The sequence below is a fragment of the Domibacillus sp. 8LH genome, from assembly GCF_038806185.1.
GTDB lineage: Bacteria > Bacillota > Bacilli > Bacillales > Domibacillaceae > Domibacillus > Domibacillus indicus_A.
Genome location: NZ_JAVJNG010000004.1, coordinates 1 through 26,215, shown reverse-complemented (window position 1 = coordinate 26,215; position 26,215 = coordinate 1). Strand labels below are relative to the sequence as shown.

The window sequence follows — 26,215 nt, the reverse complement described above, 5'->3', positions numbered from 1 at the left end:
TTGAAAAGAAGGAATGAGCTTCTTTTTTTGCTTCAAAATGCAAACGTTTGCATAAAACAAAGGGGGTTGTGTTAAGTGAGAAAAGTATGGTACGGATGGCTGCTGTTCACTTTACTGTTTGTATCTGCGGTTGGGGGCGTACAGCCGGCTCAGGCGGATGTACAGAAAGAGTACAAGCTTTATGTGATGGCACCGCTAACGGAAATTACCGACTGGGAAGCATTTGAAGAAAAGCTTAAAACGATGAAGGAAAACGGTGTTTACGCGCTCACTACAGACATTTGGTGGGGAATGGTAGAAGGCAAAGGGGATAATCAATTCGACTGGTCTTATTATGAGAAATACGCACAGGCTGTCCAGGCGTCCGGATTAAAATGGGTGCCGATTATGTCCACCCATCAGTGCGGCGGCAATGTTGGAGATGATTGTAATTATCCTATTCCATCCTGGCTGTGGAAAAAAGACAGTGTTGAAAATATGGCGTTCAAAAGTGAAAGCGGTTACTTAAATAAAGAAGCGCTGGCTCCGTGGTGGGAAGGGACAGCTAAGCAGTATGGGGAATTTTACCATGCTTTTGCGAGGCAGTTTGCTGATGAGGAAGACTTGATTGTCAAAATTTACTTGAGCGGTGGACCAGCCAGTGAACTTCGGTATCCGTCTTATCAATTTGCGGACGGATGGGAATGGCCTGAGCGAGGGCAGCTGCAGGCTTATACAGAAGGAGCAAAAAAAGACTATCAAGATTATTTAAAAACGAAATATAAAAATGTGAAAAAGCTCAACGCAGCGTGGGGTACAGCGTACAAGAGCTGGGCTGAAATCGAGCCTCCAACAAATGGAGATGCATTTTTTACGAGCGGCGATGCTTACAAGCTGGGGTACGGCCAGGAGTTTATGAGCTGGTATCAGGGTGCATTAGAAAAACATATGGAGAACATCTCAAGAGCGGCCCATAAACAGTTTGATCGTACATTTGATGTACCGATCGGTATTAAAATTTCAGGTGTACACTGGAAAATGAATGACCCAGAAATGCCGCATGCAGCGGAATACAGCACAGGCTACTATCAGTATGGCAGGCTGCTCGATCATGTGAAAAAAGCAGATCTGGCCCTTACATTCACCTGCCTAGAAATGGATGACAACAATGCGCAGGTTCCCCCTTACTACAGCGCGCCAAAAACACTTGTAGCTCAAATTTCCACACTCGCGAATGAGCGGGGCATTTCGCTGAATGGCGAAAACGCACTGGCACTGATTAATAATGAGTGGGGCTTTAACAACGCAGCAGAAATGGTATTTAACTACGGCTTTGATGGTTTTACACTGCTCCGCATGAATTATTTATTTGATGAAGCAGGCAATCCAACGAATGAATTCCATATGATGAAGGATAAGCTGGCGTTAGTGCAAATGCCCGTCACATTTACGGTTTCAAATGTCCCAGAAGAGGCAAAGCATGTGTATGTAGTTGGAGATCGCGGAGAAATGGGCCGCTGGAATCCAGGGCAGTATAAATATGAGCTGACCAAAAAAGCGGATGACAGCTGGAGCGGTTCCGTAAATCTTGCGGCAGAACGTTCATATTCATTTAAATTTTTGTATGAAAATGCATCTGGTGAACGGATTTGGCAGAGCGGCGAAGACAATCATTACACAACACCTTCCGCTGGAGAAGCGTTTTTTAACGGCGAATGGTAATACTAAAAGCGATCAGGAAAGCTTCTGGTCGCTTTTTATTTTTCTTGCATTTCATTTTTCTGATAATTATAATGATTTTATATTCCGAAAATAAGAATTATTGTTCCGATATTCGGAACAGAGGTGGTGAGGTGGATTCAAAAGATGAAAAATAACCTGGAAGAAATTCAAATGAAACCGTTAGGGGAATCGGCGATAACTGTTCAATTTGGAATCGAAATCAGCCCGTTTATCAATAAAAAAGTGAAAGCGCTAGCATCAAAGCTTCAGCATGAATCATTCTCCGGATTTATTGAATGTACACCTGCCTTTGCCAGTGTAACGGTTTTTTATGACCCCTTTATCGTTAAACAGGCATATGGGGAAAAAGAAAAAACGTCTTTTCAAATTGTTCATGCCATCTTAGAACGGATGTTAGAGGTACTTGTTGAAGACGAAGAGAGTAAACCGCGGATTGTAGAAATTCCCGTTTGCTACAGCAATGATTTTGGACCGGACCTTGATTTTGTAGCAGCTTATAACAATCTTTCAGCTGACGAAGTAATTCATTTGCATGCCTCAGCCGAGTATCCCGTTTATATGATCGGATTCGCACCGGGCTTTCCTTACCTGGGCGGCCTTTCAGAGAAAATACATGCCCCGCGCCGGCCGTCACCGCGCACGTCTATCCCGGCCGGCAGTGTTGGAATAGCAGGCAGTCAAACAGGCGTATATCCGATTTCTACACCGGGCGGATGGCAGCTGATCGGGCGGACGCCGATGGCTCTTTTTCGTCCGGACCGTGATCAGCCAAGTGTTCTGTCGGCGGGTGACATCGTGAAGTTTGCGCCGATCACCAAGGAAGAATATGACCAGTATCAGGAGAGATGGCAATGAGTGTACAAATCATCCGTCCGGGGCTCTTGGCAACGATTCAAGACTTAGGGCGATACGGATTTCAACAATACGGAGTCGTGGTTAGTGGCGCAATGGATTCGCTTTCGCTTCGTCTCGCAAATGTGTTAGTTGGAAATGAAGAGGGAGAAGCAGCCATTGAAGTAACGATGATGGGTACATCTCTTCAGTTTAACGAAGACACATTGATTTCCATTACGGGCGGAAACTTAAACCCGGTCATCGATGGAAATCCCGTTCCTTTATGGAGGCCCGTTTTTGTACAAAAAGATACGGTTCTTTCGTTCACCGGCTGTAAAGTGGGATGCCGCGCGTACGTTGCTGTGGCAGGCGGCTTTTCCATTCCAAATGTGATGAACAGCAAAAGCACCTATATACGTGGGGAAATTGGCGGCTTTAAAGGGCGGGCTCTCCAGGGAGGCGATTTGATTCCGCTGGGAGAGGAAAACAGCTTTTCCCGTAAAATAAAAAAAGTCCTCCAAAGCAAGCTGAAACAAAGGTCATTTGCGGCAGTTGACTGGTATGTCCCGTTTGAACGTTATGTCAATAGAAGTGTGGTCCGTGTCTTAAAAGGAACCGAATACGAGAAGTTTTCGGAATCTTCCCAAAAGCAGTTTTTCGAACAGGAATTTCAAATTACTCCGCAGTCGGACCGAATGGGATACCGGCTTTCAGGTGTGTCGCTCGGGCTGAAACAGCCGTTTGAATTATTGTCTGAAGCGGTAGCCAATGGAACGATTCAAGTGCCGAGCGATGGCAACCCAATTGTCCTGCTTGCTGACCGGCAGACAACCGGCGGCTACCCGAGAATCGGACAAATTGCAGCGGCCGATTTACCGATCATCGCTCAAATGAAGCCGGGAGACCGCGTCCGCTTTCAAGAAATTTCACTTTATGAAGCAGAACAGCTTTACATGGAACGCGAACAGGAGATCAAACAAATTCGTACCGCTCTTTTGTTAAAGAAATGGTCATTTGAATGAATGGATAAGGAGACAGCCCATGATTAAAATGAGTGACTTTCAGGAAATGGTGAACATTATTGACCGGTCGAGTGTCAATGTCTTCACGTTTGAATATGAAGGAATGAAAATGAAGCTTGAAAAACAACCAGTCTTTCAAGATAAGGTTCAAAAGGAAGAAGTCAGTGCAGCAGTGCCTGATCAGCTGCTATCAAATGAACAAGCAGATAAAACAGCGAAGGATGAAGCTGTATCGAAGGATGAAGTCATTACTTCTCCCATGGTGGGCACCTTTTACACACGTGCTAACGAAGGCGAAGAACCGCTCGTTCAAGTGGGAGACATTGTCCAGAAAGGACAAGTTGTCTGCATTGTAGAAGCGATGAAGCTGTTTAATGAAGTTCAGGCGGATGTAGATGGTGAAATTGTTGAAGTGCTGGTGGATGATGGAGACGTAGTAGAGTATGGGCAGCCGCTTTTTAAGCTGAAGAAGCAGTCGTAAAAGGAGCATTCACATGTTTAAAAAAGTATTGATTGCAAACAGAGGGGAAATCGCGGTACGTATTATTCGCGCCTGCAAAGAGATGGGCATCCAGACGGTTGCGGTTTATTCCGAAGCAGATCGTGAGTCACTTCATGTAAAGCTTGCGGACGAAGCGCTTTGTATCGGGAAAACACCTGCTAAAGACAGTTATTTGAATATGCATAATATCATGAGTGCTGCTGCGGTGACGCAGGCAGATGCGATTCATCCGGGTTACGGGTTTTTGGCCGAAAATGCAGATTTCGCGGAAATGTGCCGTGCATGCAATGTCGTGTTCATTGGACCCGAGCCGGAAGCGATTCGCAAAATGGGCGAAAAAGCGGTAGCGCGCTCAACGATGAAAGAAGCAGGAGTGCCAACAGTGGCGGGAACAGAAGGCATCATCCAAAGTCAGGATGACGCCTTGAAAGTGGCAAAAGAAATTGGCTATCCGGTTATTGTCAAAGCGACAGCGGGAGGCGGCGGCAAAGGGATGCGCCTGGCGGAAACGGAGCAGGACCTGCAGCAGGCGATTCATCAGGCACAGTCTGAAGCGGAAAAAGCCTTTGGCAATGCTGCTGTTTACCTTGAAAAATACATCGAAGAACCGCGCCATATTGAAATTCAAGTGCTGGCAGACCGCTTCGGACAGGTGATTCATCTGGGCGAACGAGACTGTTCCATTCAAAGAAGGCATCAAAAGCTAGTAGAAGAAGCGCCCTCACCAGCGCTAAGTGAACAGCTTCGCCACCAAATGGGTGAAGCAGCGGTAAAAGCAGCTCAAGCAGTTCAATATCACAGTGCGGGAACCATTGAATTTTTGCTTGATAAGCATGGCCAGTTTTATTTTATGGAAATGAATACCCGCATTCAGGTCGAACACCCTGTAACGGAACTTGTGACTACAGTAGATATTATTAAAGAACAAATAAAGGTTGCAGCCGGTCAGCCGCTTTCATATAAACAAGAAGATATCCGGATAACGGGCTGGGCTATTGAATGCCGGATCAATGCGGAAAGCCCCGAACATGACTTTCGGCCGTCTCCGGGACGCGTTGCAGAATATCTTCCGCCAGGCGGTTTTGGCGTGAGGGTGGACAGTGCCGTTTATACCGGGTATGCCATTCCTCCTTTTTATGATTCAATGGCTGCAAAAGTGATTGTGTGGGGAGAAACAAGGGAGGAAGCGATCCGAAAAATGAAACGATCACTAAATGAAATGGTCATCACAGGAATCGAAACGACGATTCCCTTTCATTTAAGGCTTCTTGATCAGGAACAGTTCCAAAAAGGAACGTTCACAACACGTTTTTTAGAAGAGGTTCAGCTTTTTCCAGAGAAGCAAAAGGGGGCGTAAAAATGGAAGCATCATTGGAACGGATTCGCAAGGAGATTCGGGAAAGCAAATGGACGAAGCCGACAGCGGGTTTGGCTCCTGGATATACACAAGCCAATCTTGTGATTTTGCCGAAAGAACAGGCATATGACTTTTTGCTGTTTTGCCAACGGAATCCAAAAGCGTGCCCGCTCCTCGAAGTAACAGATGTTGGTTCGCCGGTTCCAAGATTGACGGCACCAACGGCTGACTTACGTTATGACACACCAAAGTACCGGATTTACCGGCATGGAGAGCTTGTTGAGGAAGTAACGAGCATCGAATCCTACTGGCAGGACGATTTTGTTGCCTTTTTAATCGGCTGCAGCTTTACATTTGAGCATGCCCTGCTCGAAAATGGCCTTTCGATCCGCCACATTGATGAACAGCGGAATGTACCGATGTATATTACAAATCAGCCATGTGAACCGGCTGGTGTGTTTCATGGGAATCTCGTGGTCAGCATGCGGCCGTTTCAATCAAAAGATGTGATACGCGCAGTTGAAGTAACGTCCCGCTTCCCGGCGGTGCACGGCTCACCTGTACATATCGGCATGCCGGAGCAAATGGGTATTGCTCAGCTAGACAAGCCGAATTTTGGCGATGCTGTAACCGTAAAAGAAGGTGAGACGCCTGTTTTCTGGGCATGCGGTGCAACCCCGCAATCTATTGCCATGTCAAGCAAGCCGGCATTGATGATTACCCATGCGCCTGGACATATGTTTATTACTGATCAGAAAGACAGCCAGTACTCCGTTTTATAAATTTGGCTGCTCCTCTGTCTACTGTTTCATATATAATGGAGCAAAACCATAAATGGAGGGGTTATTCCATTTATCGGAACAGGGAGAAGGAAGAAAAGTGAATAAAACCGTCCTTAAATCAATGGAAATCATTCAATTGTTTTTTACAGAAGAAAAATTAACGCTGCTGCAAATGATAGAAAAAACGGGGCTGCCGAAAACGTCTGTTTACCGAATGGCAGAATCATTGCTTGAACTCGGATTTCTGGAGAAAGACCAGGAAGGTGCCTACCGTTTAGGATTGATTTTTCTGGCGCTCGGCAATCTTGTCGCTGAACGGCTGGATATCCGCTCTATTGCATTGCCCTACATGCAAAAACTCCGGAAAGAAACAGGGGAAGCTGTGAATCTTGTGATCCGGGACGGAGATGAAGCGATTTATATTGAGAAGGTTGATACGCAGGAACGTGTCCGTGTTTACACACAAATTGGCCGCCGTGCCCCGCTATATGGAGGGGCATGCCCGCGTGTACTGCTGTCTTTTATGGAGCACGCCGAACAAGAGCGGTTAATTGAATCATTCCAGATTGTACGATACGCAAAAGGAACACCGGAAAACAAAGAAGAACTGCGGCGGCTGATTGAGAAAACACGAAAGAATGGCTGGTCGATCAGCCATTCTGAATTAGAAGATCATTCTTCCGCTATTGCTGCTCCTATTTTTAATCATAAAGGAGACGTAGTAGCCGGGATCAGCCTGGTAGGTCCTGAAGTCCGCTTTCAGGATGAAGCACATGCAAAAGAAATGATTGAAAAGCTAACAGAAGCATCACGGCAGATCTCCGCTGAACTCGGTGCCGTAGATCGCTGATTTTGGAGGTGCGGCTTATGAAAATAGATATTAACTGTGATATGGGAGAAAGCTTTGGAGCATACTCTATCGGCCATGACCAGGACATCATGCCATACATTACATCGGCGAATATTGCCTGTGGATTTCATGCAGGCGATCCGGATGTGATGAAAAAAACGGTCCATTTAGCGATGGAGCACGGCGTCAAAATGGGCGCCCATCCAGGCTTTCAAGATTTAGCCGGTTTTGGACGCCGGAACATGGCACTTTCGCCAGGAGAAGTATACTCACTTGTTGTGTATCAAATCGGCGCTCTTCAGGCGTTCGTGCAAATAGAAGGAGCTGCCCTGCATCATGTGAAGCCGCATGGTGCACTTTATAATATGGCAGCTTCAAATGAAGAAATGGCGTCTGCTATTGCGGCAGCCGTTAAAGATGTGGATACATCTCTTATTCTATACGGTCTGGCGGGAAGCAAACTGGTTGAAGCCGGCCAAAAAGCAGGACTGAAAACAGCCAGTGAAGTTTTTGCGGACCGTACTTATACCCGGGAAGGGATGCTGACGCCGCGGCGTTTGCCCCATGCATTAATTGAGGACTCAGAAGAAGCGGTATCTCAGGTAATCCGTATGGCGAAAGAAAAGAAAGTACGGGCAGCAGACGGGACAGAGGTCGATATTCAAGCGGACACGGTCTGTATACATGGTGACGGACCTCATGCGCTTTCTTTTGCCCGGCTGATCCGGACAAAGCTGCAGGAAGAAGGCATTGAAGTGCGTTCAATTGCCAGGGAGGAATAAACATGTCAACACAACAACAGCTTCAACAGCAGGAAAAGTCAAATTGGAGTATATTATTAGGCGCTGCCTTTTTGATGGCAACTTCCGCCATTGGACCGGGCTTCTTAACGCAGACAACAGTTTTTACTGAGCAGCTCGCCGCCAGCTTCGGTTTTGTTATTTTAGTTTCAATCTTGCTGGATATTGGCGCTCAGACGAATATTTGGAGAATTCTTGTTGTGGCGGAAAAGAGGGCGCAGGATATTGCAAACCTCGTTTTTCCGGGTCTTGGCTACGTACTTGCTGTGCTTATTGTTTTGGGCGGCATTGCTTTTAATATCGGTAATATTGGTGGTGCCGGTCTTGGTGCCAATGTTATTTTCGGGATAGACCCGGTGATGGGTGCTATTATCAGTGCTGTAATTGCCGTCGCCATCTTTCTTGTGAAAGAAGCCGGTCTATTAATGGATAAGTTTACACAACTAATGGGGTTTGTCATGATTGGCCTTACCCTGTTTGTTGTCTTTAAGGCAAGCCCACCGGTCGGGGAAGCGGTAATCAAAACATTTGCCCCGGATACGATTGACCTGCTTGCGATCGTTACCCTTGTTGGCGGTACAGTGGGCGGCTATATTACATTTGCTGGGGGACATCGTCTTTTAGATGCAGGAATAAAAGGAGTCGGTGCAGTTCCGCAGGTGACGAAGAGCTCAGTATCTGCTATCGGAATCGCTTCAATCATGCGTATTTTTCTTTTCCTTGCTGCACTCGGTGTTGTGGCGCAGGGCTTGCCGATTAATCCGGAAAACCCGCCAGCGTCTGTATTCCAGCTGGCTGCAGGTGACATCGGATACCGCCTGTTTGGTGTGGTGATGTGGGCAGCTGCCATTACATCTGTTGTCGGCGCAGCTTACACATCCGTTTCGTTTATCCGCACGTTCCACCCAACGATTGCAAAGTATGATAAGTCAATCATTGTCGCATTTATTTTGCTTTCCACTGTTATTTTCATAACCATTGGTAAACCAGTGAAAATGCTTATTTTAGCCGGGGCATTAAATGGTCTTATTCTGCCGGTCGCACTTACGGTTATGCTCATTGCAGCTTATAAAAAATCGATTGTTGGTGAATACCGTCACCCGATTTGGATGACAGCCGCAGGAGTAATTGTCGTTGTGCTTATGGCTTTTATGGGCGGCTACACATTAATCAATCAGCTCCCAACATTATTCAAATAAAATACCTCAAAAAGTCAGCCGCGCAGAGCTGACTTTTTGCTGTTTCATCGTTATACTGAAATGAATGATTGCATGGATGAAAGAAGGTGAAGAAGTGGAAACAGACTGGCTGGAAACAGCAGCATTTTCCCGCGTCTTTGCGGATATTTTGTCGATAGCCAACGATTTAATCGGCGATGAAACGTTTTATATCAGCTTGGTTGAAAGGGATCGTCTGAAGGTATTACAGACCCTTTCTAAAAGTGATATTTTGGTTCAAGCAGGGAAAACTGTCCGGCTCCAGGATACGTATTGCCAAATCCCTTATGCAAGCGGACAGCCGATGCTGATTAAGAATGCTAAGGAAGACGAGCGTACAAAGCGTAATGATTTTACGTACTCGCTGAATATTGGCTCGTACGCAGGTGTACCTATTTCTTTGGGGGACGGCAGCACATTCGGTGCTCTTTGCTCCATTCACACATCCTTAAATCGATACGACAACAAAACAGTTCAAATTCTGAAGAAGCTTGCTTCCTTCCTGTCTTATGCCATTGATACCGAGCGGCTGCTTATCCAGGACGGATTAACCGGCTTGTATAATCGTGTTTACTGGAAGCGGGTCCTGACATCTGATTGGATTGAAAAAGAAATACATGCTCTTTTAATGATCGATCTGGATAAGTTTAAACAAGTAAATGACCGGTTTGGACACGAAGCAGGAGACCATGTTTTAATGGAGGTTGCTTCAGTTATCAAGCAAATCATTCCTGACGATGCCTATGGTTTTCGATTTGGCGGTGATGAATTTGGTGTGCTCTTTTTGCACCGGTCAGCAGAGGAAGCAGCTGTATTCGCCCAGGAAATAATCAATGAAAGCAAGCGGAATCAAGAGCTCCGTACATATGGCGTGTTTTTATCCGCTGGGATCACTGACACAAAACGAGTACCGGTTCAGTCTTTAATGAAAGAAGCAGATGGACTGTTATATCAATCGAAGCGAAACGGCGGCTGCCGTATATCTATCTGAAAAAAAGCACCCCGAAAAGGGTGCTTTTTTCTTTATGCTGCATGCTTCACTTAAATAGCAGAAAAGAAAGCCAAATGCATAGTTCTTTTTCCATGACTGCATACCAAAAAGGACTCATGGACCAAAAAAATACCAGTTTACGTAAAAACAAAAAACGGGAATAAGAAAGGAAAACGAAAGCGGAGGGAGGGAGAAAAGATGACAGCAAAAGAAAGCATGCGATCAAAAGTACACGAAGCCAAACCGTGGATTCGGAGATTCGGGCGGCTGGGACATATGGCGAAAGGAACGGTGTATGCGCTCGTTGGACTCTTTGCCCTAATGGCAGCAGCAGGCGCCGGCGGAGGAACGACCGATACAAGCGGCGCTCTAGTGACCGTGGCTGATGAGCCATTTGGCCGGATACTGCTCTGGCTTATTGGTACGGGTCTGATTGGATATGTGATATGGGAACTCATCAAATCGATAAAAGATGTCCAGCACGAAGGCACTGGAGCTAAAGGAACGGCAAAACGGATTGGTTACATGATCAGTGCGGTTATTTATGGCAGCCTGGCTCTCACTGCTATCCGGCTTGCTATCCATGCCGGCGGAGGAGGAAACTCGGAGAAGAGCATTTCCGCAAAGCTTCTGGCCCAGCCGTTTGGGCAGTGGATCGTCGGCTGTATTGGACTTATCATTATTGTGTATGGATGTATAGAATTATACCGGGGCTTTAAGGGGAAATTTATGCAATATTTTAAAACGAATGAAATGAATAAAAAAGAAATAGGCCTTGCCCGAAGAGCAGGAAAAGCTGGACTCCTTGCAAGGGGAATTGTGCTCGCGATGATCGGTTTTTTCTTTATTAAAACGGCTGTTACAGCCAATCCGAATGAAACAAAAGGCATTGACGGAGCGTTGGCAGAGCTTGCTTCGCAGCCGTACGGACAGTTTTTACTCGGCCTTGCCGCAGCAGGGCTTCTATTATATGGCATATACGAAATGATTCGCGGCCGTTACCAGCGCATGAATTTCGGCAGAGAATAAAGCATCCGGAATCGGGTGCTTTTTCTTTGAGAACGAATCTCAATATGCTACATTTGAACTAAACAAATTCGGAGGTGTACGATGCTTTTTATTGACAACAAAGGGATTACCGATCCGCGCATTAATTTAGCGATTGAAGAATATGCCGTTAAACACTTGAATATTGAAGAATCTTATCTGCTTTTTTACATTAACGAACCTTCTATTATTATCGGTAAAAACCAGAATACCATTGAAGAAATAAATGTAGATTATGTCGAGGAAAACGGTATTCACGTTGTGCGCCGTCTGTCCGGCGGCGGCGCGGTTTATCACGATCTTGGCAATTTAAATTTCAGCTTTATTACAAAAGATGATGGAGACAGCTTTCATAATTTCCGCAAGTTTACCGAGCCTGTTGTAGCAGCATTGAACAAACTCGGCTTGAATGCAGAAATGAGCGGGCGCAATGATTTAACAGCCAACGGGTTTAAGATCTCAGGAAACGCCCAATTTGCCACAAAAGGGCGTATGTTTACACATGGGACGCTCCTGTTTGATACCAACATGAATGATGTCGTGGCTGCCCTTAAGGTGCGTAAAGACAAAATTGAATCTAAAGGCATTAAATCGATTCGCAGCCGTGTGGCAAATATATCTGACTTGATTGAGCAAAAAATGTCTATTACCCAGTTTAAACAATTTATTTTAACCCAAATTTTTAATGGTGAAGAGCAAGTAAAAGAATATGTGCTGACGGAAGAAGACTGGAAAGCCATTCACCAGATTTCAGCCGAGCGCTACGGAAATTGGGATTGGAACTACGGCAAATCGCCGGCTTTTAATATCGAACGCTCTCATCGATTTCCGGTTGGGCTTATTGATGTGCGCCTCCATGTAAAAGAAGGAGACATTCAAACAGCACGCGTTTTCGGTGACTTTTTTGGTGCGGGGGATGTAGCTGAAGTGGAAAAGACGCTCCTTGGAACAAAATATGAAAAGGGAGCCATTCGCCGGGCGCTTGAGCCGCTGGATATGAAGCATTACTTCGGAAATGTTACGACCGAGGATCTTATTGATCTAATATATTGATAAAAAAACAGCGCCAGGCAAAAAGCCGGGCGCTGTTTGTGCTGTTAACGAGAAAAATAAGAGGCTAAGCCGTCTCGAATCCCGGCTGCTGCCTGCTGCTGGTAGGCAGCTGACACGATTGAGGATTCTTCAGCTGGATTTGTTAAATAACCAAGCTCAAGCAGGGCAGCGGGCCGCTGATTTTCACGAAGAACGAAATAATCGCCATACTGTGTCCCGCGGTTTGCATTCGGCAGCGTTCCATTTAGCCCTTCGTTTAAAGAACGGGCAAGCTCTTGGTGCCCCGCATGATAGTAATAAGCTGTATGGCCGACTGCCTGCTGGCTCTGTGCCCCGTCATAATGAAGGCTGATAAAAGCGTCTGCTCCGTAGTCAGCTGTCCGGGCTGGCAGCGGTACATATTGATCACCTGTCCGGGTTAATACAACGGTTGCTCCACTCGCAGCCAAGGTATCACGCAGCTTCCAAGCTGTTTGAAGCGTCACATTTTTTTCAATGGTGCCGTATAAACCAGACGTTCCGCCGTCCACTCCCCCATGGCCGGGATCCAGAACAATCACTTTGCCCTGTAAAGAAGAAGCAGAAGCATGGGTCCCTTGGCCTTGTCCAGATACAACCCAGCTTGCTACATAAGCTTCATTTCCGCTTGCAAGGCGAATACGAATCCAATCTCCGCTTCGTCCTATCACCGGGTAACGCTCACCGACAGATCCCTGAACAATGACAGAGGAAGATGTCGAAGGGCCGCTTCGCAAATTGGTCCCTTCTGTTTGAATGCGGACAAATTCTCCTGAAGAAGCTGTTTTTTCGGCTGCTCCTCCGACAAATTGTCCGCTAACCCAGGCTTTTTGGCTTCCGTAGGAGATCTGCACCCAGCCGTTTTGGGATGAAAGAATAGAGACGCGGTCTCCCGTATGTACCTGCCCAAGAACAGAAGCCGAAAGAGAAGGGCTTTCACGTACATTTACGCGGTCTCCTGTAATGGAGCCCGATTGAGCGTGGGCTGAAGCCGGTTGTCCTGCCAGTCCGGCAAAGCCGAGTAAAAAAAGAAGTAAAATGCCGAGTCTTGCTTTTTCCATAATCCACCGCCTATTCATTCATTTCACTTCTATCGTATCATTTGGAAGAAAGCGTCACATCCGCAAAAATAATGATTCATTTTGTAAGAAAATTGGTCTGAATAAAAGAAAAATTTCCCTGTTTGAGCAGGATATTTTGAATAATTGGGTCGAATATGGAAAGGGAGATCCAAACTTTTTCCTGTTTTGGATGAATATTCTGTATTTTTTTGTTTTAGTCCATTTAAAAAGTGGTACGGATAGTAAGTAATGAACTTTTAGTGAATGTATCAATAAGGGGGCTAAAGCATGGCGATTAACGAAAATAGCAAAAACAAACAGCTGGATGAGTTCCGTGTAAGCGATCAAGGAGAAAAATTAACAACGAATCAAGGACTTCGCGTGTCAGAAGATGAACATTCGTTGAAGGCAGGGGACCGCGGGCCTACATTGATGGAGGATTTTCATTTTCGTGAAAAAATGACCCATTTTGACCATGAGCGCATTCCAGAGCGGGTTGTTCATGCACGCGGGTTTGCAGCGCATGGGTACTTTCAAGTGTATGAGTCTATGAAAGAATATACAAAAGCCGGCTTTTTACAGGATCCATCGAAGAAAACACCGGTCTTCGTCCGTTATTCGACTGTAGCGGGCTCCCGCGGTTCAGGAGATACGGTTCGTGATGTGCGCGGCTTCTCAACGAAGTTTTATACGGAGGAAGGAAACTACGACCTTGTCGGTAATAACATCCCGGTCTTTTTTATCCAGGATGCGATCAAGTTTCCAGACTTGATTCACGCCGTCAAGCCGGAGCCTCACAATGAAATGCCTCAGGCAGCAAGTGCCCATGATACATTCTGGGATTTTATTGCTAACAACCAGGAATCAGCTCATATGGTTATGTGGCATTTGTCCGATCGTGCGATTCCACGCAGCTACCGGATGATGGAAGGATTCGGTGTTCATACATTCCGTTTTGTGAACGAAGAAGGAAAAGCGCGGTTTGTAAAGTTTCATTGGAAGCCGGTTCTCGGTATTAAATCACTTGTATGGGATGAAGCGCAAAAAATTGCCGGTAAAGATCCGGATTTCCACCGCCGCGACCTATGGGAATCAATCGAAATGGGGGATTATCCAGAATTCGAGTTTGGCGTGCAGATGATTGACGAAGAAGACGAATTTAAATTTGATTTTGATGTGCTGGATCCGACTAAAATTTGGCCGGAAGAAGACGTACCGGTAAAAATCATTGGAAAAATGACGCTTAACCGTAACGTCGATAATGTATTTGCCGAAACGGAACAAGCGGCTTTCCATCCGGGCCACGTTGTACCGGGAATTGATTTTACCAATGATCCGCTCCTGCAGGGACGGCTTTTCTCTTATACCGATACACAGCTTATCCGCCTCGGCGGGCCAAACTTTCATGAGCTGCCGATTAACCGCCCTGTCTGCCCGTTTTTTAATAACCAGCGTGATGGGTACGGGCGCCAAACGATTAACGTCGGGCAGGTGAGCTACCATAAAAACTCACTGGCTCAAAACACGCCGTCACCGGCCAAGGAAGAAGAAGGCGGCTACGCTCATTACCAGGAAAAAGTAGAAGGCCGTAAAGTAGCGCGCCGCAGCGACAGTTTTAAAGACCATTTTTCACAGGCAGCCCTGTTCTGGAACAGTATGACAGAGGTTGAAAAAAAACATATTATTGAAGCATTCAGCTTTGAACTGGGCAAAGTAAAAAGCAAAGATATTCGCCAGCAGGTTGTGAATATGTTTGCGAATGTCAATGCAGGCCTGGCGGCACAAGTAGCTGATGCCATTGGTGTGCAGGCACCATCCGATGTAGAGGAATCGTCCATTACCAAATCTTCGCCGGCACTAAGCCAGGAAGCAAACCCGGTTAAAGGGGTGGCAACTCGCAAAATTGCAATCCTAGCAGGCGAGGGCTTCTCGGGCAAAACGATGACCGATATTTACAAAGCCTTTGAAAAAGCCGGCACCCGTCCTGAAGTGGTGAGCACAAAGCAGGGAACAATCAAAGGCGATGACGGAGCGGAGCTTGAAGTAGACCATACTTTCCTGACAGCCGACTCGGTTTTATTTGATGCCGTTTACGCAGCAGGCGGGCTGAGTGCCGATCCAAAAGCGAAAAAGCAGGCAAAAGCTTTTTTAACAGAAGCATATGAACACTTTAAAACCGTAGGAGCGACAGATGACAGCGTGGATTTAATCGCGGATCTGCCCGGTGATCCGGGCATAGTAGCGGAAGCATCGCCATCTGAGGGCTATGCAGACACCTTCCTCGCTGCTCTTGCTGAACACCGTCATTGGAACCGCTCTGTATAAAGAAATAAATAAAAACTGCCGAATGGGATGTCGGCAGTTTTTTTATGGTTTTAAAGGTGAATAAAAGCCTCGTCTTTCACTTAGTAGAAGCAGACAAAGCAGGAGGATGGGTTGCTATTTTACAAGGTCCTGGCTTGTTTGTGCGACAGCTAGATCGATTTTCGCCTGTCCTTCCAGGTTGTAAGGATGGTAATATCCTTTTTCCATCATATATCTGCTGATGCTTTCATGAGTTGAAACAGTGGCCATAAGCTGTTCACGCAGGGCCGAACGTAATTCAGGTGTTACGGCTTCCGTAAGCGCGAACGCTGCATTTCTCACACCGGATTTGGCAGAAATCAAAAAGTCCGTTGCAATCACCTGATCCGTCATGCCGCCCATGCCTGCTATGCTTTTAAATAAATCATTCATTGTGTCACGCCACCTCCCGGCAAAAGCTGCTTCAGCTGTTGGAGATGCTGCCGGCCGGCTTGTGCGTCTGCTTCAAGCAGCGTTTTTAATTCCGGATCCTGTGCAAGTTTGCTCATCGTCGCTGATTTTGTCGTACAGAGGCTTTTAAAAACGACTAATTCATGCAGCTCCAGAGACTCGTGCTGACCTAAATGATTCCTCACATTTATCACCTCTTCAGTTATTCATACATGCTTCTTATTTTGGCTTTTCATCTGTTCCTTATTCAAATATGCACGGATTGAATGAACCCTCTGAATAAATGAAGAAAATGAAAGGGAAAATGAATGTTGTGACTAACTATAGGGGTGAGAAATATGGACCAAAAAAAACTGGCCTTTCATGAAACAATGGAGCTCCATGAGATGATTAACTTTAAAACGAGCTGCATGCTCAAATCAAAACTAATGCAGGGTGCCTGCTTTGACAGTGATTTAAAAGCGATGCTAGAAAAAGACGCACAGCAATCGATTCACCAAACGAACGAATTGTTAGAGCTTTATAAGGGAGCCAGAACATTTTAATTTTTGGAGGTAGAAGATGTGAACGATTACTTAGATCCGATCAATTCAGTGGGAATGCCAGAACTTGCTGATTCTGCTATTGCGCTTGAATTTTTGACCTCTGTAAAAAATGGAGTAAGAAACTGTGCGGTCGCTATAACAGAAGCGGCTACGCCGGAAGTTCGTTCTGTGCTGATTAAGCATCTTGAACAAGGTATCGACCTGCATGGTGAAGTAACAGAATTAATGCTGCATAAAGGCTGGCTCTATCCGTATGACGTGGATAAACAAATGCAGCTGGACATTAAGTCCGCTGAAACGGCTGTCGACATTGCCCGGCTGCCGCTCTTCCCGACCAATACAAATCGAAAAGGGTTATTTCCAACCCCGCCTAAATAAATGCCATAATTGTGGAGGAGGTTTAAAAAATGAAAGCCGTCACATATCAAGGTGTGAAAAATGTGGTTGTAAAAGAAGTAGAAGCACCCAGCATTCAAAAACCGGACGATATTATCGTCAAGCCTACATTAACAGCTATTTGCGGGTCCGATTTGCATTTGATTCATGGCATGATTCCGAATCTTCAACAAGATTATATTATCGGGCATGAACCGATGGGGATTGTAGAAGAAGTCGGTCCGGCTGTTACAAAAGTAAAAAAAGGAGACCGTGTCATTGTTCCGTTTAACATTAGCTGCGGAGAATGCTGGTTTTGTAAGCATGACCTGGAAAGTCAGTGTGACAATTCTAATGATAATGGCGAGATGGGCGCTTATTTTGGATATAGCGGCACGACAGGGGGATATCCTGGCGGGCAGGCCGAATATATGCGTGTTCCGTATGGGAATTTTACACCGTTTAAAATTCCAGAAGACAGTGAGGTGGAGGATGAGAAACTTGTCCTGCTGGCGGACGCCGCTTCAACGGCTTACTGGACCGTCGACAATTCCGGCTTAAAAGAGGGAGATACAGCGATTATTTTCGGCTGCGGTCCAGTTGGACTGCTTGCTCAAAAATTTGCCTGGTTAAAAGGAGCAAAACGTGTCATTGCGGTTGATTATGTGGGATATCGGCTTGAGCATGCGAAGAAAACAAATAAAGTAGAAATTGTGAACTTTGAAGACGAGCAAAATATTGGCAATCACCTGAAAGAAATAACAGGCGGCGGGGCAGAGGTCGTCATGGATTGCGTTGGAATGGATGCGAAAATGACACCGATCGAATTTCTTGCAGTCGGCATGAAGCTCCAGGGCGGTGCTTTAAGTGCTCTTGTGGCAGCCACTCAGGCTGTCCGCAAAGGCGGTACGATTCAAATAACAGGTGCATACGGCGGAATCTATAACGCTTTTCCGCTCGGTGACATTTTTCAGCGCAACATTAATATTCGGGGCGGCCAGGCTCCTGTTATTCACTACATGCCTTATTTATATAAGCTGATTGCGGAAGGAAAAGTGGATCCGGGTGATGTCGTGACCCACATTTTGCCGCTCGATCAAGCAAAAAAAGGCTATGAATTGTTTGATACCAAAACGGATGACTGTATAAAGGTAGTGTTAAAGCCATAAAAAAGCGGCTCTTTTAAAGAGCCGCTTCTTTTTTGTATCCATCCACCACAAGATCTAATTTGCCCGTTGCAGGGTCAATAACAAGACCGTGTATAGGAATAGAATCCACCATCAATGGATGAGACTTGACCATTTTCACGCTGTGCTCGACACTTTCTTCTACGCTGTTAAAGCCGCTCAGCCATTTATCTACTTCAATTCCAGCGTTGCGAAGGGTATCCACTACTTCCTGCTGGATGCCCCGCTCCTTCATTGCATCAATAATGACATCGCTTGAGAGAGAACCCATACCGCAGTCATGATGCCCTACGATCAATACTTCGTCCGCTTGAAGCTGGTACACAGCAACCAGCAGGCTTCGCATAATCGATCCAAACGGATGGTTGACGATCGCGCCGGCGTTACGAACGATTTTTACATCTCCATTTTTAAAATTCATAGCTTCGGTTACAAGTTCAACAAGGCGTGTATCCATGCACGTTAAAATGACGACACGCTTATCCGGGAACTTTGTTGTCTCAAATTTTTCATATTCCTTGTTTTCTACAAATGTTTCGTTAAACGCTAAAATGTCTGTTAATAATGTCACTGTATTCTCTCCTTTCAATACTCCCTTATTATTGTGAAGGATTTCATAATTTTTTGTCAAATGATTTTTAAAGCGTTGGCTATACTTTTTCTTAAGCCTCCGACCGGAACAAAGCGTACCACACGGAATTGTTCCTTTCCTTTTAAAAAGAAAAGAACAGCTGGCACAGAAAAAACAGTAAACTGTCCGGCAATATCTGGTGCAATTCCCGTATTTGCGTAAACCGTTGTGACACGGGGAAACTCCTCCATAAGTGCTTGGACCTGCGGAAGCAGGGCGTGACAAACAGAACAGCCGGGGCTTGAAACATAAAGGAGTACGGCTTCGCTGGATGAAAGAATATCTGAAAATTCCGTGTATGAGGTTACAGGCTGCATTTGCACCACTCCTTTTTCTCATTGTAAACTGTCTCTGCTATAATAAAAAAGAATATGATTTATAAGGAGGCTCCGGCATGGCTGGACGAAAAGAAGAAGAACTAAAAGACATTACGCTGCTTGGCAATCAAGGAACAAACTATATATTTGACTATGATCCATCCGTTCTTGAGACGTTTGACAATAAACATCAAAACCGTGATTACTTTGTAAAATTCAACTGCCCGGAATTCACGTCGCTTTGCCCAATGACGGGTCAGCCGGACTTTGCGACTATTTACATCAGTTACATTCCCGATGTGAAAATGGTCGAAAGTAAATCGTTGAAGCTGTACTTGTTCAGCTTCCGCAATCATGGTGATTTTCATGAGGACTGCATGAACATTATCATGAATGACCTTATTGAACTGATGGACCCACGCTACATTGAAGTATGGGGCAAATTCACGCCTCGTGGCGGGATTTCCATTGACCCGTACACGAACTACGGGAAGCCTGGCACGAAATATGAGAAAATGGCCGAGTACCGCATGATGAACCATGACCTGTATCCAGAAACGGTAGATAACCGGTAAGGAAAGTTAAACGAGTGTGGTCACACGAAATGTGACCATTTGTGACCACGAAAACAGCTTTTTTTGAGAAGAATGTGACCAAATGTGTGACCACAAAAACAAAAAATATTGCAGGGTGTGACCACGGTAATCTGCTGAGAAAGGGATGTCTTAATAAGACGTCTCTTTTTATTTTTATCAATTGCATGGTGTCTCTATCCAGCTTTTTAAGAGGTTTTCTAAAAGGGTAAATTTACTTGGTATTTTTTTGATATAATGATGAAGATAATCTATTAATTTACATAAGAGGAGAAAGCATCCATGAAAAAGCCATTCAACGTATTAGCCACAGCGCTTGTCGCAGGAACAGTATTTTCTTCATCTATCCCATCAGCGTTTGCAGAGGAGTCGCAAGATGATATTGTTCCAGAAATCCCAGTGTATAGCGATCCTATAGAAGAGGATAAAACAGATACAGGCGTAGGCTTATCCAGCTTCACCGATGCGAATGGGACAATCTATCAAGATGCTGTTAGATTCCTTGAGCTGAATGCGATTGCAAAAGGATTAAACGAAACAACATTTGGTGTTAATGAACCTATTAAGCGTGTAGATGTTGCTATGATCTTAGGCACTTTTACAGAAATTAACGCTATGTACCCAAATGCACCTAAAGCTGGCTTCAGAGATCTTCCGACTCGTGCAGTCAAGACTGTATCAACACTTAAATACAGAGGCATTATCAACGGTAAAAGCAATACATACTTCGGTGCTGGGCTAAACATTACTCGTGGGGAAGCGGCACTTATGCTGTACAACGCCTTTAAGGATGACTTCTATCCATCCGAGGGAATGAAGTTACCATTTACAGACGTCCAAACTCGTTACGAAGAGGCTATTCGCACACTTTACGGAGCTGGAATCATTAAAGGGACTGCTGGCAAGTTTGGCACAGACAATAACATCACTCGTGGTCAATTAGCTCTGATGATCTATCGTATCGACAAATATCATCTATGGCTGAGAGAAGAAGAGAAGTCTGGATTTGTTGCATTCGGAGACAGTAATACAGAGGGACTGTACTACGAGAAACAGTTCCCAGAGTATCTTGATGAGCAATGGACAGACCAAGTAGCGGCTGTTTATGGAGGCGGCTTAGAAGAGAGTGAATATAACGCAGGAATAACTGGAGACCAAACTGAAGAGGGATTGGCTCGCTTCAAAGAAGAAGTTCTTGATGTAAAGCCAGAATACGTAACGATTATGTTTGGTATCAACGATGCTCTACTGTATAAAGGTCAGCCGCAGATCAGCAAAGAAGAGTTCAGAAACAACCTTGTCTACATGCTCTATCAGCTTCGACTAAGAGGTATCAAGCCAGTTCTAATGACTAATACACCAGTCATTGAAAGCATCTACTACGACCTACAGCTTGATAATGGCTACAACATTAAGCCTATGTATGCAGACAAAGGCGGCTTACGCAACTGGATCGACAGCTACAACGATATCATCCGTGAAGTAGCTATTAAGAATGCTGTTAAGCTTGTGGACGTTAACAAGCTTCTAACTGAGAAAGCTGGCGGCTCCACTGATGCGACCCTACTCAAGAGTGAATTGATTGAGACTAAGACAGGAATCCATATGACGCCTAAAGCAAATGACATTGTTGCTGAAGCTGTTAAGGACGCACTTTCAAAAGCAACTTATTAAAGGTAAGAGTAACAGGAATTCGAAGTAGCAAAGAATCCCACATCCTGCTTAAGAGTGAATTGCTCTTGGATGGGGATTTTTTTATGAACAGTCTCTTGGGAGCGAAAGGCGCTTCGCCCCGCCCATGTTAATTTCTATCTACTGTGCTCTCTCTATCCCCACTCTTCTACTACGGTAAAGAATCGAACACTATAATGTTCGATTTTTTTAAAATAAAGTTTAGGTGCTTAAGGTTCGCATTCTTTATATAACGAAGGATGCTGTCCTTAAAAATGGGTAAGAAAAAGAGGGCCGTTACAAATATCACCCTTAGCCTTTTATTCTGCTTTCTTAAAGCTCAGATGAAGCATCTAGTCAAGTTAATGCATATCTCCTTGTAGTTGAGATCCTAGCCGCAGGACGAGCGATTATGGTGAAACGCATTCTTATTCATTGGCTAAGACTCTTCTTTTACGCTATACGGTTGGCTGTGTGAACATTTATAATGACACTTCTTCATCATGGCACCATTTCCTTACACTTTACTTAAAGCATGCATTGGATATATTTTGATTTATTAGAATTTAATGTAGTATAATGATAATAAAAGAGCGAGGTTAACAGCTCCCTCGCTCCACCTGTCGATTGCGTCACAGTGTTTCGGCGGCAATATAAGGTTACGAAGAAATAACCCAGCACAGAGCCACCAACTCTATGCACAGAATGGGTTATTTTTTCTTTTATACCGTTCCTTTGCCAGAAGCATTCTCTTGTTCACGGACAGCCCGATAAATAGTCGCCCTGCTGATCTTGGTTATCTCGCAAATTTCATTCACTGTCATACCGTTTTCACTTCGATTACGAAACAGCTCCAAAGCATGCTGTAAACCTTTGTGTCTCTCTGTATATGTTGCAGGTCTTCCTTTATATACACCTCTCTTCTTAGCTTCTGAGATGCCTTCACGCTGGCGCTCACGTATCATGTCAGCTTCCCATTCAGCAATCCCAGACAAAACTGTCACCATGAGCTTGCCATTGGGCGTTGAAGTATCCAGTTTGTCTCCACCAATATTTAAAACAATCAGCGACACATCCATGTTATTCAGAAGCTCAATCTTGTTAAGAGCGTCTCTTGTGCTTGTGGCGAATCTATCCAGCTTAGTCACCATGATACTGTCGCCTTTCTTCATTGTCTTCAAAAGGACATTGAATTGCTCCCTGTCCTCCTTTTTACGCCCAGACACCTTCTCTTGATAAATCACGTTACATCCAGCTTCTTTTAGCTGCTTAAGCTGTGCATCAAGATTTTGACCTGCGCTTGATACACGAGCATAGCCATATTTCATCGATTCCACCCACTCTATTCTAATACATGTATATGATACACTACGAAGCCAAATATATCAGTGAGTAAGGAGTGTATCAAGTGAGTCTAGCCATATGATACAAATTAAAGCTGCCATCAGAGTGGCACTCGATATTGGATAGATCAGATAAATCAAAAATGGAAGAACGTTAATTTGATTTGAAGAGAAAGGAGGGGGGCTAATTATCACATAATTAAGCGGTCTTCGTCTTAGAATGTGGGGGAGTGCGGTGATCTACACATCACTGGGCTTAAAATATTTCGATACGAGACGGATATTTCCTGGATTTTAACTGACAAAATAGTTTCAACGATAAGTATTTTGAAGGTAAGTTTCGAAGCATTTATAACTTATTCCTTTATGGGGGTAATTCCTATATTAAGCATAAAAGGTTTTAATATTGAAGCACTCTTAAAGGCGGTGTGTCATGCAAAAGTTGAATAACAATGAACAATGCGAAGTGCTAACTGTTATTTTCTTACCAATATCTATAAGCAGATCTGAAAAAGAATGGTATAGACTAAATAATTCGTAATGAAAATGTAATAATTGGCCCGATTGCACCTAATTCATTGATTTAAATAGATGAAAGCGTTTTACTGTGTTGCTTCAACAGTAGGAGATAATCGTAGTAAGATAGTATAAATCGCTTTGTTCAGGACTAACACTTGCCTGTATACGTAGTTAATATGCCCCTAAAGGTAGATGTTAGAAGTGACTTAGTCATTAGCTAAAATTATTCAGCATAATTTTTAGTGACCCTTTGCCAATGGAATCAAGACAGTAAGATCATCTTCACGCAGCAGAGTAGATTAGAAGGACAGTGTTAATCTTTCAAAAATATTGATGGAGCTGATTCGATGAATAAAAGTAATGCAGAAAAAGAAGAAATTTTAAATGCAGTAAATGAAGCAATAAGTGAGATCCGTGAATTGATGATGAAAAAGGAAGCAGAAAAATCTAATTCAACTGCAAATGAAACAAATTTAAAAGTAAGAAATGATGATTAAGTAAATTTTATATTTATAATGCGACGATTTTCTCTAATGTAGAAGATAGAATAGTCAATTCCATTGGCAAGTGATTAAAAAACTGAGCGCTCGCCGTCCCTCTCATATAACCTCTATCTATCTTTTCTCCCTACCTACTCTTCCGCAACATGAGAAAACGGAACATTATAAAGGTTCAACCGTTTTAAGGGGTTAATTTTAGACGCTTAAAATTTGCTCTCTTGTGCGACCACGATCATCGGCTCATTCAAAGTAATAGAGGAGACTGCTATTGCACTTGAAACTTAGTTCTATAAGGTAATTGAGGGAGACCTATCATCGGCTTTCAGACAAAAAAACTATGAAGGAGTTGTATCTACATGTAGCCGCCTCGTTAGGAGGCACACTGATTCTGTACACTTATGGTGTACTCATAGGGATAGGTTTATTTTTTGCCTATATTTGGACAGGGAGAAGTGTGTTTTCTAGCAGAAGGATGCATGTAGATTCACTCCTGCTTTTTGTTGTTTAAGAACACCTACAGGCAACAATAACTTTGTAAGTTGCCCCTCGGAGTATTCCGAGGGTGCAACTGGGCTAGGAGGCATGAGCGTAGCGAGTGACGGGGCGCTCAAGCCCAATGCTCTTGCCTTTTTGGCACACATCAATAATAAAAAGTAAGGACTGAGTTTTAATCGGTGATTTTGAAGAGTTTCATGCAGGGAGACGTTAATAAAAATATGTTGAACAAAGGAGGTAAAAACTGTACCGAATTGAGGTACTAGGTTTTTTACATTAAGAGGTCGATTCGGTACAGAAATCTACAGCATAAATCATCAGTAAAAATGAAGGCTGTTTGAGAACTGAAGAGCTGATTTTAAAAGATCAAAACAAAAAGGAGTGAGATACATGGCTGCTAATAACGGCAAATCATAGTCATGAGAAAAGAGAATAATATTGAAGAAAGAATTCACATTAGCGGAACTGGTTAAGAAATATGGAACAAAGGCTCAGAAAGCATCTTTGAAGAAAAATAAAGGCAACTTAACTGGAAAGGAATTCACTATCCTCCTTAAATCTGTTGACCAAGAGTGGGAATCCTACACTGTTGAAGGTAGAGGATCGAAGCGTATAATCACATGCCGTGGAAAACGCTCTAGAAAAATTGAGCGAATTGATAAGCGTTCTAATAATGGTCAAGGGCAATTGGCTGGTGAATATGAATTGAACTCGCTTGTGGTAAGCTTTTTAGTCCAGAATCATAATAATGTAAAACCTATGAGTGCAACCAAGTGGCTTACTGAACTAGATATCATTGATCGTAAGCTTACTAGGGCAGTATATGGAGCAAAAGATACACACCTAGAGAAACTTCAAGAACAGTTCAGCAAAGTTATTAAGGGTTATAACAAGCTTGATTCAGACATTGAAATGCTGGAGGAGTTCCTCCATATATCGTTGAAGAGCATGAAATCAAGTTTAGTATCAGTGTTCAATAAGTTGGATAAAGCTAAAATAATTATTTATCAGAAAGAGAGATGGGGATGTACTACTAAAAACAGCTACAGAAAACTAACACGGAATGAGGTTAAAGAGATTGCTAGTATTAGACAGATTCTGCTTAATGCATATGGGCTTAAAAGTAGTGACTTGTTCAAAACTAATAAGAAAGAGGTCAAGGATTTTAAAAAGGAATTCGACAAGCAGCTCAATGAGCAATTGGGATTGAAGTTTGATTATGACGCTCATTTCTGTGTTTTACAGGGTAGTGACCTTGGAATTCAAGAATATCTTGGTCGGCTGCAAGAAAAAGGCGAATTAGAGTTTGCCCACCGTTTAGATGAGCTGCAGACAATGATAACGATTGAGAAATTAAAAGACGAGCATAGTAGACGTTCGCTGGAGCTTGCTAAGGGAAGACAGCAGAATAAACATAATATATCTGATTCACATAGAGTTAAATGTATCAAGATATTGAATCAATATGTTCCGATGTGGGAACAGCTTTTGAGATACTTTGGATGCGTGAGTAACATGAAATCAAATCCAGTTGCTAGAGAGGTTAAAGAACCTATTGTATTTGATCTTGGAGGAATTAAAATTGAAATCCCCGAGGAATCAAAGAAGACCAACCCATTAGCATTATTCGAGGGTATCCGCTTTATGAATGAAGTATACAGTAGCAAGTAATAATCATTATCTGATAAAAAATAGCTCACAATATACCCATGTTAAGGGAAGCTTTTAATAGAGCTTCCCTTTCATATTTGAATTGGATGATTAAGTAAATGGGTTGTGATGTATATATTAATAAAATTTTGGTTTTATTGAGAAAGCGACCATACAAATATTTTTGACTGTACTTGCAGCCCGAACCGGCCGCTTCACGAGCTGATGCGATTTGGGGATTATGTAAGTATGATTTTTCATAATTTTATAATGGTGAAAATGCAAAAGCCAGTGCCCGATAATGATCTGACCCAATAAAGTTAGACAAAAAAGTTTAGGCAGCTTCCAAGACCTGAGTCCGGTATTCTATTGGACTTAG

26 protein-coding genes are annotated in these 26,215 nt (G+C 43.9%); 20 read left to right on the top strand and 6 right to left on the bottom strand.

Annotated elements, in window-relative coordinates:
• Positions 1 to 75 precede the first annotated feature (75 nt).
• The 12 genes from RG959_RS08440 to lplA all read left to right on the top strand — a co-directional run bounded on the left by RG959_RS08440 (position 76) and on the right by lplA (position 12,177).
• On the top strand, positions 76 to 1,701 hold the full coding sequence (locus RG959_RS08440) for a family 14 glycosylhydrolase (protein WP_342796715.1): 1,626 nt from the start codon (positions 76 to 78) through the stop codon (positions 1,699 to 1,701).
• 144 nt (positions 1,702 to 1,845) lie between these two features.
• Complete coding sequence (gene pxpB, locus RG959_RS08435; protein WP_342796714.1) at positions 1,846 to 2,577, top strand: 5-oxoprolinase subunit PxpB; 732 nt, start codon at positions 1,846 to 1,848, stop codon at positions 2,575 to 2,577.
• Positions 2,574 to 3,578: a 5-oxoprolinase subunit C family protein gene (locus RG959_RS08430; protein ID WP_342796713.1), complete on the top strand. Its 1,005-nt coding sequence runs from the start codon at positions 2,574 to 2,576 to the stop codon at positions 3,576 to 3,578. Before pxpB ends, RG959_RS08430 begins: the two co-directional genes overlap by 4 nt.
• A gap of 19 nt (positions 3,579 to 3,597) precedes the next feature.
• Positions 3,598 to 4,059, top strand: coding sequence for an acetyl-CoA carboxylase biotin carboxyl carrier protein (accB, locus tag RG959_RS08425; protein ID WP_342796712.1), 462 nt, complete (start codon positions 3,598 to 3,600; stop codon positions 4,057 to 4,059).
• Between the two features lie 13 nt (positions 4,060 to 4,072).
• The gene (accC, locus tag RG959_RS08420; RefSeq protein WP_342796711.1) at positions 4,073 to 5,437 is read left to right on the top strand and encodes an acetyl-CoA carboxylase biotin carboxylase subunit; all 1,365 of its coding nucleotides are present in this window, start codon (positions 4,073 to 4,075) and stop codon (positions 5,435 to 5,437) included.
• Positions 5,438 to 5,439: 2 nt separating this feature from the next.
• Complete coding sequence (locus RG959_RS08415; protein ID WP_342796710.1) at positions 5,440 to 6,219, top strand: putative hydro-lyase; 780 nt, start codon at positions 5,440 to 5,442, stop codon at positions 6,217 to 6,219.
• A 97-nt stretch (positions 6,220 to 6,316) separates the two neighbouring features.
• The gene (locus RG959_RS08410; RefSeq protein WP_342796709.1) at positions 6,317 to 7,069 is read left to right on the top strand and encodes an IclR family transcriptional regulator; all 753 of its coding nucleotides are present in this window, start codon (positions 6,317 to 6,319) and stop codon (positions 7,067 to 7,069) included.
• Positions 7,070 to 7,086: 17 nt separating this feature from the next.
• Positions 7,087 to 7,851 (top strand): LamB/YcsF family protein, encoded by a 765-nt coding sequence (locus RG959_RS08405; RefSeq protein WP_342796708.1) that lies wholly within the window; start codon positions 7,087 to 7,089, stop codon positions 7,849 to 7,851.
• A 2-nt stretch (positions 7,852 to 7,853) separates the two neighbouring features.
• Complete coding sequence (locus RG959_RS08400; protein WP_342796707.1) at positions 7,854 to 9,068, top strand: NRAMP family divalent metal transporter; 1,215 nt, start codon at positions 7,854 to 7,856, stop codon at positions 9,066 to 9,068.
• Between the two features lie 76 nt (positions 9,069 to 9,144).
• Entirely contained in the window at positions 9,145 to 10,077 is a 933-nt protein-coding gene (locus RG959_RS08395) for a sensor domain-containing diguanylate cyclase (RefSeq protein ID WP_342796706.1), read from the top strand.
• A gap of 198 nt (positions 10,078 to 10,275) precedes the next feature.
• The gene (locus RG959_RS08390; protein WP_342796705.1) at positions 10,276 to 11,106 is read left to right on the top strand and encodes a DUF1206 domain-containing protein; all 831 of its coding nucleotides are present in this window, start codon (positions 10,276 to 10,278) and stop codon (positions 11,104 to 11,106) included.
• Positions 11,107 to 11,187: 81 nt separating this feature from the next.
• Positions 11,188 to 12,177, top strand: coding sequence for a lipoate--protein ligase (gene lplA, locus RG959_RS08385; RefSeq protein WP_342796704.1), 990 nt, complete (start codon positions 11,188 to 11,190; stop codon positions 12,175 to 12,177).
• A 44-nt stretch (positions 12,178 to 12,221) separates the two neighbouring features.
• On the opposite strand, the gene RG959_RS08380 is transcribed toward lplA, so the two are convergent.
• Complete coding sequence (locus RG959_RS08380; RefSeq protein ID WP_342796703.1) at positions 12,222 to 13,256, bottom strand: N-acetylmuramoyl-L-alanine amidase family protein; 1,035 nt, start codon at positions 13,254 to 13,256, stop codon at positions 12,222 to 12,224.
• 288 nt (positions 13,257 to 13,544) lie between these two features.
• On the opposite strand from RG959_RS08380, the gene RG959_RS08375 reads away from it, so the two are divergent.
• Positions 13,545 to 15,581: a catalase gene (locus tag RG959_RS08375; RefSeq protein ID WP_342796702.1), complete on the top strand. Its 2,037-nt coding sequence runs from the start codon at positions 13,545 to 13,547 to the stop codon at positions 15,579 to 15,581.
• A 114-nt stretch (positions 15,582 to 15,695) separates the two neighbouring features.
• On the opposite strand, the gene RG959_RS08370 is transcribed toward RG959_RS08375, so the two are convergent.
• Positions 15,696 to 15,992, bottom strand: a complete 297-nt coding sequence (locus RG959_RS08370; protein WP_342796701.1) for a spore coat protein — start codon at positions 15,990 to 15,992, stop codon at positions 15,696 to 15,698.
• Positions 15,989 to 16,195, bottom strand: a complete 207-nt coding sequence (locus RG959_RS08365) for a hypothetical protein (protein WP_342796700.1) — start codon at positions 16,193 to 16,195, stop codon at positions 15,989 to 15,991. Before RG959_RS08365 ends, RG959_RS08370 begins: the two co-directional genes overlap by 4 nt.
• 153 nt (positions 16,196 to 16,348) lie before the next feature.
• On the opposite strand from RG959_RS08365, the gene RG959_RS08360 reads away from it, so the two are divergent.
• From RG959_RS08360 to RG959_RS08350, 3 genes are read left to right on the top strand one after another with little or no spacing between them, the layout of a single operon-like run.
• Positions 16,349 to 16,555 carry a spore coat protein gene (locus tag RG959_RS08360; RefSeq protein WP_251272012.1) on the top strand — a complete coding sequence of 69 codons (207 nt, stop codon included), beginning with the start codon at positions 16,349 to 16,351 and terminating at the stop codon, positions 16,553 to 16,555.
• Positions 16,556 to 16,573: 18 nt separating this feature from the next.
• A complete protein-coding gene (locus RG959_RS08355; protein WP_342796699.1) occupies positions 16,574 to 16,933 on the top strand; it encodes a spore coat protein in 360 nt (119 codons plus the stop codon).
• Between the two features lie 29 nt (positions 16,934 to 16,962).
• Positions 16,963 to 18,099 carry a zinc-dependent alcohol dehydrogenase gene (locus RG959_RS08350; protein WP_342796698.1) on the top strand — a complete coding sequence of 379 codons (1,137 nt, stop codon included), beginning with the start codon at positions 16,963 to 16,965 and terminating at the stop codon, positions 18,097 to 18,099.
• A gap of 13 nt (positions 18,100 to 18,112) precedes the next feature.
• Here RG959_RS08350 and RG959_RS08345 read toward each other — a convergent pair whose 3' ends face one another.
• Entirely contained in the window at positions 18,113 to 18,688 is a 576-nt protein-coding gene (locus RG959_RS08345; protein WP_242233820.1) for a beta-class carbonic anhydrase, read from the bottom strand.
• Between the two features lie 56 nt (positions 18,689 to 18,744).
• A complete protein-coding gene (locus RG959_RS08340) occupies positions 18,745 to 19,065 on the bottom strand; it encodes a thioredoxin family protein (RefSeq protein ID WP_242233819.1) in 321 nt (106 codons plus the stop codon).
• Positions 19,066 to 19,142: 77 nt separating this feature from the next.
• Between RG959_RS08340 and queF the strand changes: the two genes are divergently transcribed.
• A complete protein-coding gene (gene queF, locus RG959_RS08335) occupies positions 19,143 to 19,640 on the top strand; it encodes a preQ(1) synthase (protein ID WP_242233818.1) in 498 nt (165 codons plus the stop codon).
• 300 nt (positions 19,641 to 19,940) lie between these two features.
• Positions 19,941 to 21,332 (top strand): S-layer homology domain-containing protein, encoded by a 1,392-nt coding sequence (locus tag RG959_RS08330; RefSeq protein WP_342796697.1) that lies wholly within the window; start codon positions 19,941 to 19,943, stop codon positions 21,330 to 21,332.
• Between the two features lie 719 nt (positions 21,333 to 22,051).
• On the opposite strand, the gene RG959_RS08325 is transcribed toward RG959_RS08330, so the two are convergent.
• Positions 22,052 to 22,657 (bottom strand): recombinase family protein, encoded by a 606-nt coding sequence (locus RG959_RS08325; protein WP_342796696.1) that lies wholly within the window; start codon positions 22,655 to 22,657, stop codon positions 22,052 to 22,054.
• 881 nt (positions 22,658 to 23,538) lie between these two features.
• Between RG959_RS08325 and RG959_RS08320 the strand changes: the two genes are divergently transcribed.
• Positions 23,539 to 23,688 (top strand): hypothetical protein, encoded by a 150-nt coding sequence (locus RG959_RS08320; protein WP_342796695.1) that lies wholly within the window; start codon positions 23,539 to 23,541, stop codon positions 23,686 to 23,688.
• A 936-nt stretch (positions 23,689 to 24,624) separates the two neighbouring features.
• On the top strand, positions 24,625 to 25,857 hold the full coding sequence (locus tag RG959_RS08315) for a hypothetical protein (RefSeq protein ID WP_342796694.1): 1,233 nt from the start codon (positions 24,625 to 24,627) through the stop codon (positions 25,855 to 25,857).
• The last annotated feature ends 358 nt before the right edge of the window (positions 25,858 to 26,215 follow it).

Excerpts from the sequence above, each read along its gene's own strand:
- RG959_RS08320 (WP_342796695.1), top strand. The coding sequence starts at position 23,539 with ATGAATAAAAGTAATGCAGAAAAAGAAGAAATTTTAAATGCAGTAAAT.
- RG959_RS08330 (WP_342796697.1), top strand. The coding sequence starts at position 19,941 with ATGAAAAAGCCATTCAACGTATTAGCCACAGCGCTTGTCGCAGGAACA.
- RG959_RS08370 (WP_342796701.1), bottom strand. The coding sequence starts at position 15,992 with ATGAATGATTTATTTAAAAGCATAGCAGGCATGGGCGGCATGACGGAT.
- RG959_RS08340 (WP_242233819.1), bottom strand. The coding sequence starts at position 19,065 with ATGCAGCCTGTAACCTCATACACGGAATTTTCAGATATTCTTTCATCC.
- RG959_RS08360 (WP_251272012.1), top strand. The coding sequence starts at position 16,349 with ATGGACCAAAAAAAACTGGCCTTTCATGAAACAATGGAGCTCCATGAG.
- RG959_RS08400 (WP_342796707.1), top strand. The coding sequence starts at position 7,854 with ATGTCAACACAACAACAGCTTCAACAGCAGGAAAAGTCAAATTGGAGT.
- RG959_RS08395 (WP_342796706.1), top strand. The coding sequence starts at position 9,145 with ATGAAAGAAGGTGAAGAAGTGGAAACAGACTGGCTGGAAACAGCAGCA.
- lplA (WP_342796704.1), top strand. The coding sequence starts at position 11,188 with ATGCTTTTTATTGACAACAAAGGGATTACCGATCCGCGCATTAATTTA.
- RG959_RS08350 (WP_342796698.1), top strand. The coding sequence starts at position 16,963 with ATGAAAGCCGTCACATATCAAGGTGTGAAAAATGTGGTTGTAAAAGAA.
- RG959_RS08380 (WP_342796703.1), bottom strand. The coding sequence starts at position 13,256 with ATGGAAAAAGCAAGACTCGGCATTTTACTTCTTTTTTTACTCGGCTTT.
- RG959_RS08415 (WP_342796710.1), top strand. The coding sequence starts at position 5,440 with ATGGAAGCATCATTGGAACGGATTCGCAAGGAGATTCGGGAAAGCAAA.
- RG959_RS08430 (WP_342796713.1), top strand. The coding sequence starts at position 2,574 with ATGAGTGTACAAATCATCCGTCCGGGGCTCTTGGCAACGATTCAAGAC.
- RG959_RS08405 (WP_342796708.1), top strand. The coding sequence starts at position 7,087 with ATGAAAATAGATATTAACTGTGATATGGGAGAAAGCTTTGGAGCATAC.
- queF (WP_242233818.1), top strand. The coding sequence starts at position 19,143 with ATGGCTGGACGAAAAGAAGAAGAACTAAAAGACATTACGCTGCTTGGC.
- RG959_RS08390 (WP_342796705.1), top strand. The coding sequence starts at position 10,276 with ATGACAGCAAAAGAAAGCATGCGATCAAAAGTACACGAAGCCAAACCG.
- RG959_RS08375 (WP_342796702.1), top strand. The coding sequence starts at position 13,545 with ATGGCGATTAACGAAAATAGCAAAAACAAACAGCTGGATGAGTTCCGT.
- accB (WP_342796712.1), top strand. The coding sequence starts at position 3,598 with ATGATTAAAATGAGTGACTTTCAGGAAATGGTGAACATTATTGACCGG.
- RG959_RS08325 (WP_342796696.1), bottom strand. The coding sequence starts at position 22,657 with ATGAAATATGGCTATGCTCGTGTATCAAGCGCAGGTCAAAATCTTGAT.
- pxpB (WP_342796714.1), top strand. The coding sequence starts at position 1,846 with ATGAAAAATAACCTGGAAGAAATTCAAATGAAACCGTTAGGGGAATCG.
- accC (WP_342796711.1), top strand. The coding sequence starts at position 4,073 with ATGTTTAAAAAAGTATTGATTGCAAACAGAGGGGAAATCGCGGTACGT.